This window comes from Nocardia otitidiscaviarum (assembly GCF_007362295.1).
Lineage (GTDB): Bacteria > Actinomycetota > Actinomycetes > Mycobacteriales > Mycobacteriaceae > Nocardia > Nocardia otitidiscaviarum.
In genome coordinates this window covers 1,419,065-1,432,269 of sequence record NZ_CP041695.1, presented here as the reverse complement: position 1 = coordinate 1,432,269, position 13,205 = coordinate 1,419,065, and the positions used below count along the sequence as shown (strand labels likewise).

Here is a 13,205-nt window from a genome sequence, read left to right as displayed (position 1 = left end):
GCCCGCGCACCCGTCACCAGCTGCGTGGATATCGGCCCGCGGAACTACCCCAAGGTCATCCGCGGTTCATTGCCGGGCTTCCATTTGATGCCGCAGCCGATGCTGGGCGTATGCGGTTCCGGAACGATGCCGCCCGCGAACACGAACGACACCGCCGACCGCAGCGACGCACCGTCGGAGGGCAGATCGTTGCCGGGCCGGGCGGCATCGAATTCGCCGCGGTAGGCCAGGCGGCGGTCGGCGTCGTAGAGGAACAGATCCGGGGTGCACTGCGCTCGGAACGCCTTGGCCACCTCCTGCGATTCGTCGATCAGATACGGGAACCGGAATCCTGCCCGCCGCGCCTGCTCGCGCAGGTGGTCGGCATCGTCGTCGGGATAGTTGCGCACATCGTTGCTGCCGATCGCGACCGTGGCCAGACCCTCGGACGCCAGTTCCGCGGTCACCGCGCCGAACGCGTGCTCGATCCGCCGCACGTACGGACAGTGATTCGACAGGAAGGCGACCAGCAGGGCCGGTTGGGAAGCGAAACTGCTCAGGGAGAACGTGCCACCGTCGACGGACGGCAGCGTGAAATCGGGGGCGGGCGTGCCGAGCTGAACCATCAGGGATTGGAGCGCCATCCGCCCATTGTCCGTCGCCGGGACGCGTCTGTGCGGGGTTCGGCGTGGTGAATCAGCTCAGTTCGGCGAAGAAGGCGCGGATGTCGGCGGCCAGGATGTCGGGGGTCTGCATGGCCGCGAAGTGACCGCCGGAGTCGTAGTCGGTCCAGCGGACGATGTGGTTGACCTGTTCGGCATAGCGGCGGATGGCGACATCCTCGGCGAAGTTGGCCACGGCCGTGGGGGTGCGGGAGGGGGTGGGGAGGTTGCGGGTGTGCAGCGACTCGTAATACAGCTGGGCCGAGCTGCTTCCGGTGTTGGTGAACCAGTAGACGGAGATGTTGGCCAGCATGTGGTCGCGGTTCACCCGGTCGTCCAGGGTGCCGTCGGTGCCGGTCCAGGCCTCGAACTTCTCGACGATCCAGGCGAGTTGGCCCGCCGGGGAGTCGGCCAGCGCGAAGCCGAGGGTGTGCGGTCGGGTGCCCTGGATCTGGAAGTAGCCGCTGCCGTCGGAGAGGTAGCGGCCCAGGCGCAGCAGGCGGATGCGCTCGAGTTCGGTGAGGGTCTCCACCTCCTGGTCCGGTACCGGGCCGTAGGGGATGAAGCCCATGGTGGCGGCGTTGACGTGCACGCCGATCACGCTACCGGCGTCGATGCGGCCGAGATCGGGGGCGATGAACGCGCCGAAGTCGCCGCCCTGCACCCCGTAGCGGGGATAGCCGAGGCGGCGCATGAGTTCGGCGTAGGCGCGGGCGGTGCGGGTGCTGTCCCAGCCGATATCGAGGGCGGGACCGGAGAATCCGAAGTTGGGATGCGACGGAATGATCAGGTCGAAGACCGGGCCGTCGTCCCCCGGATCGGTGAGCGGTTCGATGACGTCCAGGAATTCCAGCACCGAGCCGGGCCAGCCGTGCAGCAGCACCAGCGGAATGGCATCGGGATGGCGAGAACGGATGTGCAGGAAGTGGATTCGGGTGCCGTCGATGGTGGTGAGGTATTGCGGATAGGAGTTGAGCCGCTTCTCCCACACCGTCCAGTCGAACCGCTCCGCCCAATGCCCGGCCAGTTCGCGCAGATAGTCGACCGGGACGCCCCGTGCCCAGCCGACGCCGGGAATCTGTGTGGGCCAGCGGGTTTCGCCGAGCCGTCGGCGTAGATCCGACAACTCGTCCCGGCCGATCTCCACCTGGAACGGAACAATGTCCTCGTCGTACATGACGGATTCCTCGCAGCCGCGATACGAACTCGAAAGCCCTGGTGGGCAGCAGCCTAGTCGGCCGCCCCGGTATCGCGGCACGGTTTCGGCGCGCCCGCCCCGGTCGGTCTGGCATGGATCACGCGCCTCCAGGCGCGGACCGCAGGGCGGTCGGGCTACGTGAGCAGGGTGCGGACGACCGCGTCGGCCAGCAGGCGGCCGCGGTCGGTGAGGATCAGGCGGTCCTCGCGGCGGTCGGCGAGCCCGTCGGTGATGACGCGGGCGGCGGCGGCACGCCCGGCGGCGTCGAGGTCGTCGAGGGGCAGGCCGGTGCGGAGGCGGACGGTGAGCATGACCCGCTCGGTGTAGCGCTCCTCGTCGGTGAGCCGTTCCCACCCGGCGGCCGGGAGCGCGCCGGTGGCGACCCGCTCCGCGTAGCGCGCCGGATGCTTCACATTCCACCAGCGCACGCCGCCCACGTGGCTGTGCGCGCCCGGCCCCGCGCCGAGCCAGTCGCCGCCGTCCCAGTAGCCGAGGTTGTGGCGGCAGCGGGCGGTGTCGTCGGCGGCCCAGTTGGAGACCTCGTACCAGTGCAGGCCCGCCTGTTCGAGGCGAGCGTCGAGGCGTTCGTAGCGGGCGGCGAGCACATCCTCGTCGGGGGCGGGCAGTTCGCCGCGCCGCACGCGGCGGGCCAGGGCGGTGCCGTCCTCGACGATGAGCGAATAGGCGGAGACGTGGTCGACCCCCGCGGCGAGCACGGCGTCGAGGCTGGCGTCCAGGTCGGCGTCGGTCTCGCCCGGGGTGCCGTAGATGAGGTCCAGGTTGACGTGGTCGAATCCGGCGGCGCGCGCCTCGCGGGCGGCGGCCACCGCCCGGCCGGGGGTGTGGGTGCGGTCGAGCACCTTCAGCACGTGCGCGGCGGCGGACTGCATGCCCAGGGAGATGCGGGTGTATCCGGCCGCGCGCAGCCGCTCGAAGAAGGCGGGCGAGGTGGATTCCGGATTCGATTCGGTGGTCACCTCCGCGTCGGCGGCCAGGGTGAAGTGCGCGCGCACCGCGTCGAGCACGTCGGCCAGCCCGTCCCCGCCGAGCAGCGACGGCGTCCCGCCACCGACGAACACGGTCTCCACCGGCGGCACCGCACTCGGCAGCGCCTCGAATTCCCTTGCCGCCGTGGCCAGTTCCCCACGCAACGCCTCGAACCAGGATTGCGGCGACGAGGAGCTGCCCAGCTCCCCCGCCGTGTAGGTGTTGAAATCGCAGTACCCGCACCGGGTGGCGCAGAACGGGACGTGAATGTAGATCCCGAACGCCCCGCCCCCGAAGTCGCGCAGCGTCGGCACCGGCGTTTCGGTGTCCGCCGGGGTGGCGTGAGCGGAGGACGGAGCGGATGCGGTCACCCCTCCAGTCTGACCGGTCGCGCACATCACACCGCGAGCACCTCACCAGGCGCGGGTGTCCGACGCCGGCAGCGCGGTCGCGGAAGTGGGTGGCCGGCCCGAACCCGCTCAGGCCCGGCGCGCCGAGCAGGCATTCCGGGCAGGGTGCCGACCCGGCGCGCCGTCGGCGAGTTCAGTGGTCGACGACGGGGGTGTTCTGGCAGAAGGTGAGCAGCCAGCGGCCGTCCTCCTTGGTCATGCCGTACAGCGGTGAGCCCTCGGACTGGACTTCACCGTCGTGGGAGAGATAGCGCTGCCGGACCTTGACCGCGGCCACGTCGGGCCGGATGAAGCGCACGAAGAACACCTCGTAGGTGGCGTAGCCGTCCTTGGTCGCGCCGGGCAGCACGGCACGGGTGAACTCGGCGATCTCGTCGCGTCCGTCGAGGAATCTGCCCGCACCGGTGGTCCAGATGGCATCGGGGTGGAACAGGGCCAGGAAGGCGTCGGCGTCCTCGGCACGCTGGGCACGGTCGACGGCGGCGACCACGGCGTGGATGGCCTCGAGTTCGGCGGCGGTATCGATATCGGGTGTCGTCATACCCGAGATCGTTCAACCTCGATACCGGTTCAGGTCAATACCCGAAAACCGGTGGCGGGCCGGGCTATGAGAAGCGTCACAAATCAGGTCGGCTGTCCAGGGGATTTCCCGGAGAAGTCCGGAAAATACTGTCGAGCGGTCGGAACGACCCGTCTGACATGGCACAATAAGCTGCATGACGGCACTCGGAGTACGACTCGTGGCACGACGCCATGTCGACTTCAAGCGCGTCTGCAGCGCGAGCTGTCTGCCCGGAAGCCTCCGGTAGATCGGCTCCCCACTCTTCCCGGAAACCGGCGTCACCGCGACGCCGCGGAAACCGGTTCGCTGATAGCCGTATCACTGATTCGGAGGCGTGAGCCAGCCCCTCCCGCCTGCCCGCAAGACCCATCAGGAGCGATCCCCATGACGTCGAGCACCGACGCCACCAGTTCCGATTCCGCTCGCCCCGCCCTGCCCGCACGTCCCGCCGCCGAGCGACGCGTGCGCCCGGACCGGCCGCGTTCGGAAGCGCCCGTGGCTCCTCGGGAGCGCACCGGTCGACCGGTCCGCCGCAAGTCCGAGGGCCAGTGGGCGCTCGGCTACCGCGAGCCGCTGAACCCGAACGAGCAGAACAAGAAGGACGACAACCCGCTCAACGTCCGCGCCCGCATCGAGAACATCTACTCCAAGGCCGGATTCGACTCCATCGACAAGAGCGATCTGCGCGGCCGCTTCCGCTGGTGGGGCCTCTACACCCAGCGCGAAGAGGGCTACGACGGCACCTGGACCGGCGACGAGAACATCGACATTCTCGAGGCGAAGTACTTCATGATGCGGGTGCGCTGCGACGCGGGCGCGCTCACCGCCCGGCAGTTGCGCACCATCGGCGAGATCTCCACCGAATTCGGCCGCGACACCGCCGATCTCTCCGACCGTGAGAACGTGCAGTACCACTGGATCGAGATCGAGAACGTGCCGGAGATCTGGCGGCGGCTCGAGGAGGTCGGCCTGCACACCACCGAGGCGTGCGGCGACTGCCCGCGCGTCATCCTGGGTTCGCCGCTGGCCGGTGAATCCTTCGGCGAGATCCTCGATCCCACCCCGGCCATCGACGAGATCGTCAAGCGCTACATCGGCGACAAGCGCTACTCCAACCTGCCGCGCAAGTTCAAGACCGCCATCTCCGGCCAGCAGGACGTGGTGCACGAGATCAACGACGTCGCCTTCATCGGCGTCGAACATCCCGAACACGGTCCCGGCCTCGATGTCTGGGTCGGCGGCGGCCTGTCCACCAATCCCATGCTGGCGCAGCGCTTGGGCGCGTGGGTGCCGCTCGACGAGGTGCCCGATGTGTGGGAGGCCATCGTGGCGCTCTACCGCGACTACGGCTACCGCCGACTGCGCACCAAAGCCCGCATCAAGTTCCTGGTGAAGGATTGGGGCGTCGAGAAGTTCCGCGAGGTGCTCGAGACCGAGTACCTGAAGCGCAAGCTCATCGACGGACCCGCCCCGGAGAAGCCCGCGCGCCCCATCGACCACATCGGGGTGCAGAAGCTGCGCAACGGCCGCAACGCGGTCGGCTTCTCCCCCATCGCCGGTCGCGTCTCGGGCACCATCCTGCAGCAGGTCGCCGATGCGGTGGAGCGTGTCGGCTCCGACCGGGTGCGCTTCACCCCCTACCAGAAGCTCATCGTCCTCGATGTGGCCGACGACAAGGTCGATCAGCTGATCGACGAGCTGGCACCGCTGGGTCTGCACGCCCGTCCGTCGCACTGGCGACGAAATCTGCTGGCGTGCAGCGGTATCGAGTTCTGCAAGCTGTCGTTCGTGGAGACCCGCAAGCGCTCGCAGGTGCTGGCTCCCGAACTCGAGCAACGGCTCGCGGACATCAACGCCGACCTGGACGTGCCCATCACCATCAATATCAACGGTTGCCCGAACTCGTGCGGCCGGTCCCAGATCGCCGATATCGGCTTCAAGGGCCAGCTCGTCGACGACGGCGACGGGAATCAGGTGGAGGGCTTCCAGGTTCACCTGGGTGGCAGCCTCGGGCTCGACAGCGGTTTCGGCCGCAAGCTGCGCCAGCACAAGGTGACCAGCGCCGAGCTCGGCGACTACATCGAGCGCGTGGTGCGCAACTTCGTCAAGAACCGTGACGGTGACGAGCGGTTCGCGCAGTGGGCTGTTCGCGCCGACGAGGCAGATCTGCGGTAGTTGGGAGAGACCCGGTATGACAACCAAACTCGCTGAATCCGAGCTGCGGGCCATCGCCGAGAAGGGGGCGGCCGAACTCGGTCCGGACGCCACCGCGCTGGAACTGCTGCGGTGGACCGAGGACACCTTCGGATCCGATTACATCGTCGCCTCCAATATGCAGGACGCCGTGCTGGTGCAGCTGGCCGCGCAGGTGCGGGCCGACGGCGGCGCCGGCGATCGGGGTCCGGTGGACGTGCTGTTCCTCGACACCGGCTACCACTTCGCCGAGACCATCGGCACCCGCGACGCCGTGGAGATGGTGTACGGCGTGAACATCGTGAACGTCACGCCCGAACACACTGTGGCCGAACAGGATCAGCTGCTGGGCAAGGATCTGTTCGCCCGCGACGCCGGAGAGTGCTGCCGCCTGCGCAAGGTGGTGCCGCTGCGCAGGTCGCTGTCCGGCTACAACGCCTGGGTCACCGGCATCCGCCGGGTGGAGGCTCCCACCCGCGCCAACGCGCCCCTGATCTCCTTCGACGAGGCGTTCGGCCTGGTGAAGATCAATCCGATCGCCGCCTGGTCCGACGAAGAGATGGCCGCCTATATCGAGGCCAACGGCATCCTCGTCAATCCCCTTGTGGAAGAGGGATATCCGTCCATCGGTTGCGCTCCGTGCACACGGAAGCCGGAACCGGGATCCGATCCGCGATCCGGCCGCTGGGCCGGGCTCGCCAAGACCGAATGCGGGTTGCACGCCTCATGACCAGTTTGATCGAGCCGAACGCTGTCACCGATAACACTGTCACCGAATTCGACACCCTGGCCGCGCTGGAGTCGGAGTCCATCCACATCTTCCGCGAGGTCGCGGGCGAGTTCGAACGGCCGGTGATCCTGTTCTCCGGCGGCAAGGACTCCACGGTGCTGCTGCACCTGGCCATCAAGGCGTTCTGGCCCGCGCCGCTGCCCTTCGCGCTGCTGCACGTGGACACCGGGCACAACCTGCCCGAGGTGCTCGAGTTCCGCGACAAGGTGGTCGAGAAGTACGGGCTGCGCCTGCATGTCGCCTCGGTCGAGGAGTACCTCGCCGACGGGCGGTTGACCGAACGCCCGGACGGTATCCGCAATCCGCTGCAGACCGTGCCGCTGCTGGACGCCATCGCCGAGAACCGCTTCGACGCCGTCTTCGGCGGCGGCCGCCGCGACGAGGAGCGCTCGCGCGCCAAGGAGCGCATCTTCTCGCTGCGCGACGCCTTCGGACGCTGGGATCCCAAGCGGCAGCGGCCCGAACTGTGGAACCTGTACAACGGTCGCCACGCACCCGGTGAGCATGTGCGGGTGTTCCCGCTGTCCAACTGGACCGAGCTGGACATCTGGCGCTACATCGCCCGCGAGAACGTGGAGCTGGCCACCATCTACTACGCCCATGAGCGCCCGGTGTACCTGCGCGACGGCATGTGGATGACCCCGGGTTCCTGGGGCGGTCCGGCCGAGGGTGAGGAACTGGTGGTCAAGTCGGTGCGCTACCGCACCGTGGGCGACGGCTCCACCACGGGCGCGATCATTTCCGATGCCGCCGACAACGCGGCGATTCTCGCCGAGGTGGCCGCGTCCCGGCTCACCGAACGTGGTGCGACCCGCGGCGACGACCGCGTCTCCGAGGCCGCCATGGAAGACCGTAAACGAGAGGGTTACTTCTGATGTCTGCCGAGCGCAGCTTGCGGAGCGAGCATCCAACGCAGCTACTGAGACTCGCCACCGCCGGGTCGGTGGACGACGGCAAGTCCACCCTGGTCGGACGCCTGCTGTACGACACGAAATCCGTTCTGGCCGACCAGATCGACGCGGTCACCCGCGCCTCGGTCGACAAGGGCCTGTCCACCCCGGATCTGTCGCTGCTCGTGGACGGCCTGCGCGCCGAGCGTGAACAGGGCATCACCATCGACGTGGCGTACCGCTACTTCGCCACGCCCAAGCGGTCTTTCGTACTCGCGGATACGCCGGGACACGTGCAGTACACCCGCAATACGGTGTCCGGCGCGTCCACCGCGCAGCTGGTGATCCTGCTCGTGGACGCCCGCAAGGGCGTGATCGAGCAGACCCGCCGCCACGCCGCGGTCATGGCGCTGCTGGGGGTGCCGAAGCTGGTGCTGGCGGTCAACAAGATCGACCTGGTGGACGATCCGGCCGCCGTGTTCGACAGGATCCGCGGCGAATTCGGGGAACTGACCGCCAAACTCGGCTGGGCTCCCGAGGATGTGCAGGAGATTCCGGTGTCGGCGCTGCACGGTGACAATGTCGCCTCGCGCTCGGAGAACACCCCGTATTACACCGGCCCCTCGCTCATCGAGCATCTGGAATCGGTGCCGGTGGACGCCGACAGCCACGGCCGCCACGAGGTGGGGCTGCGCTTCCCCGTGCAGTATGTGATCCGGCCGCGCACCGCCGAGTACCCGGACTACCGCGGCTACGCCGGACTGGTCGCCGCGGGCGTGGTCGCCAAGGGCGACGAGGTCGTGGTGCTGCCCTCGGGCACCCGCACCACCGTCGAGCGCATCGACACCCCCGATGGTGAACTGCCGCAGGCACAGCCGGGTCGCAGCGTCACCCTGGTGCTGGCCGATGACGTGGACGTCTCGCGCGGCGACATCATCGCCGCCGCGGCCGACGCCCCCGAACCCATCGACTCCTTCGACGCCACCGTGTGCTGGCTCGGCGACAAGCCGCTGCGCCCGGGTGCGCGCCTGCTGCTCAAGCACGGCACCCGCACCACCCAGGCCATCGTGGGCGCACTGCTGGAACGTTTCGACGAACAGCACCTGGCCGCCGATCCCAACCCGGAAACGCTGTCGCTCAACGACATCGGCCGCATCTCGGTGCGCGTGGCCGACCCCGTCGTGGCCGACGACTACAGCGTCAACCGGCACACCGGCTCCTTCCTGCTCATCGACCCGGCGGGCGGCAACACCCTGGCCGCGGGCTTGGTGGGCGATGCGCTGACCGCCGTCGAGGTCGGTGCGGAGATCGGCGTGTGAGCAGCGCACGGCCATCGCGTAGGCCGGACGGCACGATGACGGGTCGCGCTGGCACGGTGACGCATCCGACTGGCACGGTGGCGAGTTCGATTGCCGTGGTCACAGCGGCGTCCGCGTTGACCGTCACCGGCGCGGCAGCGGGCCGCCGCGCCGTGGACGGAGCCGAGACGCCGGGCGATCGCGGCCGCCCGGCGCTCATCGCGGTGGCGCATGGCAGCCGGGATCCGCGCTCGGCCGCCACCATGCACGCGGTGGTTTCAGATGTCGCCGCCGCACGTCCGGATCTGGATGTGCGCCTGGCCTTCCTGGATCTGAGTACGCCGTCCGTCGAACAGGTCGTGGCCGCGGTGGCGGCGGACGGCCACTCGCATGCCGTGGTGGTACCGCTGTTGCTGGGCAAGGCTTTTCACGCCCGGGTGGATCTGCCCGGACTGCTCGCCGAGGCGGGGGCCCGGCATCCGCGACTGCGGCTCACCCAGGCCGATGTGCTCGGTCCCGATCCGCGGCTGGTCGAGGCGTTGCGTGACCGCGTGGTCGAGTCGTTGACCGCCGAATTGCCCGGGGAGGCATCGCCCGCCGCGGGCGTCGGCGGGCGTTCTCCGGTCGCTTCGCCACTGACGAGCGGGATACGCCTGGGCATCGCCGTGGCCGCCGTGGGCTCGTCATCCTCCGCCGCGAACGAGCGCACGGCGCGGGTAGCGCGGCAACTCGCCGCCCGTACCGGCTGGGATACCGAAATCTGCTTCGCCACCACCGAACCCACCGTCACCGCCGCATTGTCGAGACTGCGCGCCCGTGGCGCGGAACGACTCCTGGTCGCCCCGTGGTTCCTGGCTCCCGGGCTGCTCACCGACAGACTGGCGAACGCGGCCCCCGACCTGACCCACGCCGCCGCGATCGGCGCGCATCAGCTGCTCGTCGACGTCGTGCTGAACCGATTCGACGCCCCGACATCACTCCCGCGCACGCTGACCGCCTGACATCTCCGCGACCCGGTCCCGGTCGTGACGGACGCGTCCGCCACCGCTGGCTTCGCGACCGCACCACCGTCCGCCCGCGCTGTTCGGCACCACGCCGGCGCGGCCGGGACACGTATTCATCGCGGTCGTCCGACACCATCGGCCCGAGCCGGTACCCCCGCCCGGGACTGCTCGGGCCGACAGCCGCATGCGCACCGGTGTCGGCGACTACATGCAGGCTTCGTAGTCCTTGCCGAAGGACCCGGTCACCGACGAGCACATGTCGTCGCCGATCGGAGTCGAACGGGTGTCGGAGGTGGTGACTTCGGCGGGCGCCTCGACCAGCGGGATATCGGCGGCTGCCGGTCCCGCGAGGGCGGCGGCCGCACCGATTCCGAGCGCGACGACGCCGGTCCGCAGCAGGATGCGCATGAGGGAACTCCTTTTGAAAGGCGATAGTTTCACAAACGCCGTCCGCACCATACCCATCCCGGACCGATCGCGACCGGAAAATCGCGGTACTCGCGTGCACGTCGACCCGTATCCTGCGCAGTTCGGACCTCACACCCGAGCCCCTCCAGCCGAGGCGGGGATGCCGCTCGGCCTCGTGCCGGGCACCGATACGCTGGGCCGATGATCAAGGCTGTGGTGTTCGATGTGGGCGAGACGCTGATCGACGAGACGCGGATCTGGTGCCGGTGGGCCGACCGGCTGGGCGTGCCCCGATTCGCCATGCTCGGGGTGATCGGCGGCATGGCCGCCACCGGACGACCGCTGGCCGACGCCTTCGAAGTACTCTCGCCCGGAATCGATCTGGAGGAGGAGCAGATCGCCTGGGCGGCCGAGGAGCCCGGCAGCCTGCGGGTGAACTTCGACGCCGACGATCTGTATCCGGATGTGCGCCGGGCGCTGGCCAAGCTGCGCGCCCGCGGGTTGCGGGTGATCATCGCGGGCAATCAGCCGCCGCAGGCCAAGGCGGCGCTGGAAGGCATGGACCTGCCCGTCGACGCCGTCTACACCTCCGCCGAATGGGAGCTCGAGAAGCCGGATCCCACATTCTTCGACAAGGTGGTGGAGGTGACCGAGCTGCGGCCGCCCGAGATCTGCTACGTCGGTGACCGGGTCGACAACGATGTCATGCCCGCCAATGCCGCGGGTATGGTGCCGGTGCTCATCCGGCGCGGGCCGTGGGGCTATCTGCATGCGGAACTGCCCCAGGCCACGCGCTACGGCGTGGTGGTCGACGGCTTGGACGCGCTGCCCGATCTGCTCGCCCCCACCGACCGCTGAGTTCTCGCCGCCGAACGCGACGACCGATTCCCGCCGGATCCGAACCCGCGCGCGTCTTTTACTAGACGTGTCAACGAAACAATCTCTACCGCAAGGGGATAGCGCGATGGGTTCTCGCTTCGAGTCGAAGGTCGTTCTGATCACCGGCGCCACCTCGGGTGTCGGCGCGGCCGTGGCGCGGCGTATCGCCGCCGAGGGCGGCGCGGTGGTGCTGGGCGCCCGTGGCAAGGAGGTCGGCGACCGGATGTCCGAAGAGCTGCGGGCAGCCGGTGGGCGGGCGATCTTCGTGCCCACCGATGTCACCGTGGAGGCGGATGTCGAACGCCTCACCGCCGCCGCCGTGCACGAATTCGGCAGGCTGGACGCCGCTTTCAACAATGCCGGGGCGATCAACGCCTTCGGCGATATCGAGTCGATCGACGAGGCGGGCTGGCGCGCCGACCTGGAACTCAATCTCACCAGCGTGTACTACGGTCTGCGGCACCAGGTTCCGGCCCTGGCCGCATCGGGCGGCGGCGCGATTCTCAACAACGCCTCCAATCTGGGCGTGGTCGGCATGGGACAGGTCGCCCCGTACGTGGCGGCCAAACACGGCGCCATCGGACTCACCCGGGCGGTCGCGCTGGAGGCCGCCGGACGGGGTGTCCGGGTCAATGCGGTGGTGTCCGGGGCCGTCGACACCCCAGCCTTCCGCAACTCCATGGGCGCGACGCCCGAAGGTGAGGCGGCGATCGCCGCCCTGCATCCCCTCGGACGCATCGCCACCCCCGACGAGATCGCCGCCTTCTGCGCCTACCTGCTCAGCGACGAAGCGGCATTCGTCACCGGCGCGGCACTCGCGATCGACGGCGGCTTCACCGCGCGCTGAACCCCGCACGCCGACCGAGGCGGCGAATCTCTGGGCGCACGTGTACGACGGTCGCCAGCGGGTACCAGCGAGCACACCGGGTGGTGGTCGATCGGATCGGGTCGTCCGAGCAAACGAACGCACGGATGCCACCGCCATCACCCGCCACCCGCTCGACGAGAGGAGTTCCGATGAGCACCGTTGCCGCCATGGTGGATTCGCATCCCGCGAACCGGCACGCCGACCGCCACGAGCACTGCCGTGTCTGCGCCGAAACGTGTTTGCGCTGCGCCCGGTCCTGCCGGGAGTTGCTCGCCGCTCTGAGCTGACGGCGATCGGGACAGCTCATGTGGTTCGACGCGTGGCCGGATCTGCTGCGGGTGGTGTTGGTGGGGTCGGCGGCCTATGTGACGCTGGTGGTGGTGCTGCGGGCTACCGGTAAGCGCACGCTGGCGAAGCTGAACGCGTTCGACCTGGTCGTCACGGTGGCGCTCGGTTCGACCCTGGCCACCATCCTGCTCAGCGCGGAGGTGTCCTGGGCCGAGGGAGCGGTGGCGCTGCTCCTGTTGGCGCTGCTGCAGTATGCGGCGGCGCTGGTGGCGACGCGACCGCGCGGCGGACGGCGGCTGCTCAGCGCCGCGGATATCCGGCAAGCGGTGCGGTCCGACGGTCACGGCGATCTGACGCGCATCGCGGCGGGGATCCTGGAGACGGACGGGAGCCTGAGCGTCATCACCGGCGCCGCGTTCGGCGACGGTTCGGCCCTCGACGGGGTGGAAGAGCCCGAGTGAACGGGGGACGAATCCTGCTCGCCCACTCGGAGGTTGGGGACGCCCGCCGCCGCGGTGCGGACACGCGGCGGCGGGCGGTCGAACGGCCCACCGCCGCGTCGCGGGCACGAAGGACGACGCGGGGTGGACCCGTTGGAGGCCGCCCGAGCACGTAACCGGTGGCATGCCGGTGACACGAAGGGCAATTCGTCGTGCTGGGCGGCGAGCCGACCGTCACACGGGTCGCACGGGGGGCGTGACGGCCGACCAGTTCGAGGGCTACCTGCGATGGGGGCGCGGTAGCCGATGGGATGGGACAGGGATTCGGTACTGCTCGGGGTCGATCCGG

15 protein-coding genes are annotated in these 13,205 nt (G+C 69.2%); 10 read left to right on the top strand and 5 right to left on the bottom strand.

Annotated features, from left to right (window positions below):
- Positions 1 to 44 precede the first annotated feature (44 nt).
- The 4 genes from FOH10_RS06010 to FOH10_RS05995 all read right to left on the bottom strand — a co-directional run bounded on the left by FOH10_RS06010 (position 45) and on the right by FOH10_RS05995 (position 3,777).
- On the bottom strand, positions 45 to 623 hold the full coding sequence (locus FOH10_RS06010) for a thioredoxin family protein (protein WP_143979967.1): 579 nt from the start codon (positions 621 to 623) through the stop codon (positions 45 to 47).
- A 52-nt stretch (positions 624 to 675) separates the two neighbouring features.
- Positions 676 to 1,818 carry an epoxide hydrolase family protein gene (locus tag FOH10_RS06005; protein WP_143979966.1) on the bottom strand — a complete coding sequence of 381 codons (1,143 nt, stop codon included), beginning with the start codon at positions 1,816 to 1,818 and terminating at the stop codon, positions 676 to 678.
- A 155-nt stretch (positions 1,819 to 1,973) separates the two neighbouring features.
- Positions 1,974 to 3,224 (bottom strand): radical SAM family heme chaperone HemW, encoded by a 1,251-nt coding sequence (hemW, locus tag FOH10_RS06000; RefSeq protein WP_143979965.1) that lies wholly within the window; start codon positions 3,222 to 3,224, stop codon positions 1,974 to 1,976.
- A 145-nt stretch (positions 3,225 to 3,369) separates the two neighbouring features.
- Entirely contained in the window at positions 3,370 to 3,777 is a 408-nt protein-coding gene (locus FOH10_RS05995) for an SgcJ/EcaC family oxidoreductase (protein WP_029932049.1), read from the bottom strand.
- A gap of 175 nt (positions 3,778 to 3,952) precedes the next feature.
- Between FOH10_RS05995 and FOH10_RS36230 the strand changes: the two genes are divergently transcribed.
- From FOH10_RS36230 to FOH10_RS05970, 6 genes are all read left to right on the top strand, one after another.
- Complete coding sequence (locus FOH10_RS36230) at positions 3,953 to 4,045, top strand: Ms4527A family Cys-rich leader peptide (RefSeq protein WP_368857812.1); 93 nt, start codon at positions 3,953 to 3,955, stop codon at positions 4,043 to 4,045.
- A gap of 137 nt (positions 4,046 to 4,182) precedes the next feature.
- Positions 4,183 to 5,973 (top strand): nitrite/sulfite reductase, encoded by a 1,791-nt coding sequence (locus tag FOH10_RS05990; protein WP_143979964.1) that lies wholly within the window; start codon positions 4,183 to 4,185, stop codon positions 5,971 to 5,973.
- A gap of 16 nt (positions 5,974 to 5,989) precedes the next feature.
- On the top strand, positions 5,990 to 6,721 hold the full coding sequence (locus FOH10_RS05985) for a phosphoadenylyl-sulfate reductase (RefSeq protein ID WP_143979963.1): 732 nt from the start codon (positions 5,990 to 5,992) through the stop codon (positions 6,719 to 6,721).
- On the top strand, positions 6,718 to 7,656 hold the full coding sequence (cysD, locus tag FOH10_RS05980) for a sulfate adenylyltransferase subunit CysD (protein ID WP_029932046.1): 939 nt from the start codon (positions 6,718 to 6,720) through the stop codon (positions 7,654 to 7,656). Before FOH10_RS05985 ends, cysD begins: the two co-directional genes overlap by 4 nt.
- On the top strand, positions 7,656 to 8,990 hold the full coding sequence (locus FOH10_RS05975) for a sulfate adenylyltransferase subunit 1 (protein WP_143979962.1): 1,335 nt from the start codon (positions 7,656 to 7,658) through the stop codon (positions 8,988 to 8,990). The genes cysD and FOH10_RS05975 overlap by 1 nt, the downstream gene beginning before the upstream one ends.
- Positions 8,991 to 9,232: 242 nt before the next feature.
- On the top strand, positions 9,233 to 9,970 hold the full coding sequence (locus FOH10_RS05970; protein ID WP_244962047.1) for a sirohydrochlorin chelatase: 738 nt from the start codon (positions 9,233 to 9,235) through the stop codon (positions 9,968 to 9,970).
- A gap of 207 nt (positions 9,971 to 10,177) precedes the next feature.
- Here the strand turns inward: FOH10_RS05970 and FOH10_RS05965 are convergent, their stop codons facing one another.
- Positions 10,178 to 10,381 (bottom strand): hypothetical protein, encoded by a 204-nt coding sequence (locus FOH10_RS05965; protein WP_143979960.1) that lies wholly within the window; start codon positions 10,379 to 10,381, stop codon positions 10,178 to 10,180.
- 201 nt (positions 10,382 to 10,582) lie between these two features.
- On the opposite strand from FOH10_RS05965, the gene FOH10_RS05960 reads away from it, so the two are divergent.
- The 4 genes from FOH10_RS05960 to FOH10_RS05945 all read left to right on the top strand — a co-directional run bounded on the left by FOH10_RS05960 (position 10,583) and on the right by FOH10_RS05945 (position 12,877).
- Positions 10,583 to 11,239 carry an HAD family hydrolase gene (locus FOH10_RS05960; protein WP_186000735.1) on the top strand — a complete coding sequence of 219 codons (657 nt, stop codon included), beginning with the start codon at positions 10,583 to 10,585 and terminating at the stop codon, positions 11,237 to 11,239.
- Positions 11,240 to 11,345: 106 nt separating this feature from the next.
- A complete protein-coding gene (locus FOH10_RS05955) occupies positions 11,346 to 12,107 on the top strand; it encodes an SDR family NAD(P)-dependent oxidoreductase (RefSeq protein ID WP_143979959.1) in 762 nt (253 codons plus the stop codon).
- Positions 12,108 to 12,277: 170 nt separating this feature from the next.
- Positions 12,278 to 12,415: a four-helix bundle copper-binding protein gene (locus FOH10_RS35460; protein WP_308212886.1), complete on the top strand. Its 138-nt coding sequence runs from the start codon at positions 12,278 to 12,280 to the stop codon at positions 12,413 to 12,415.
- An 18-nt stretch (positions 12,416 to 12,433) separates the two neighbouring features.
- A complete protein-coding gene (locus tag FOH10_RS05945) occupies positions 12,434 to 12,877 on the top strand; it encodes a DUF421 domain-containing protein (RefSeq protein WP_143979958.1) in 444 nt (147 codons plus the stop codon).
- Positions 12,878 to 13,205 lie beyond the last annotated feature (328 nt).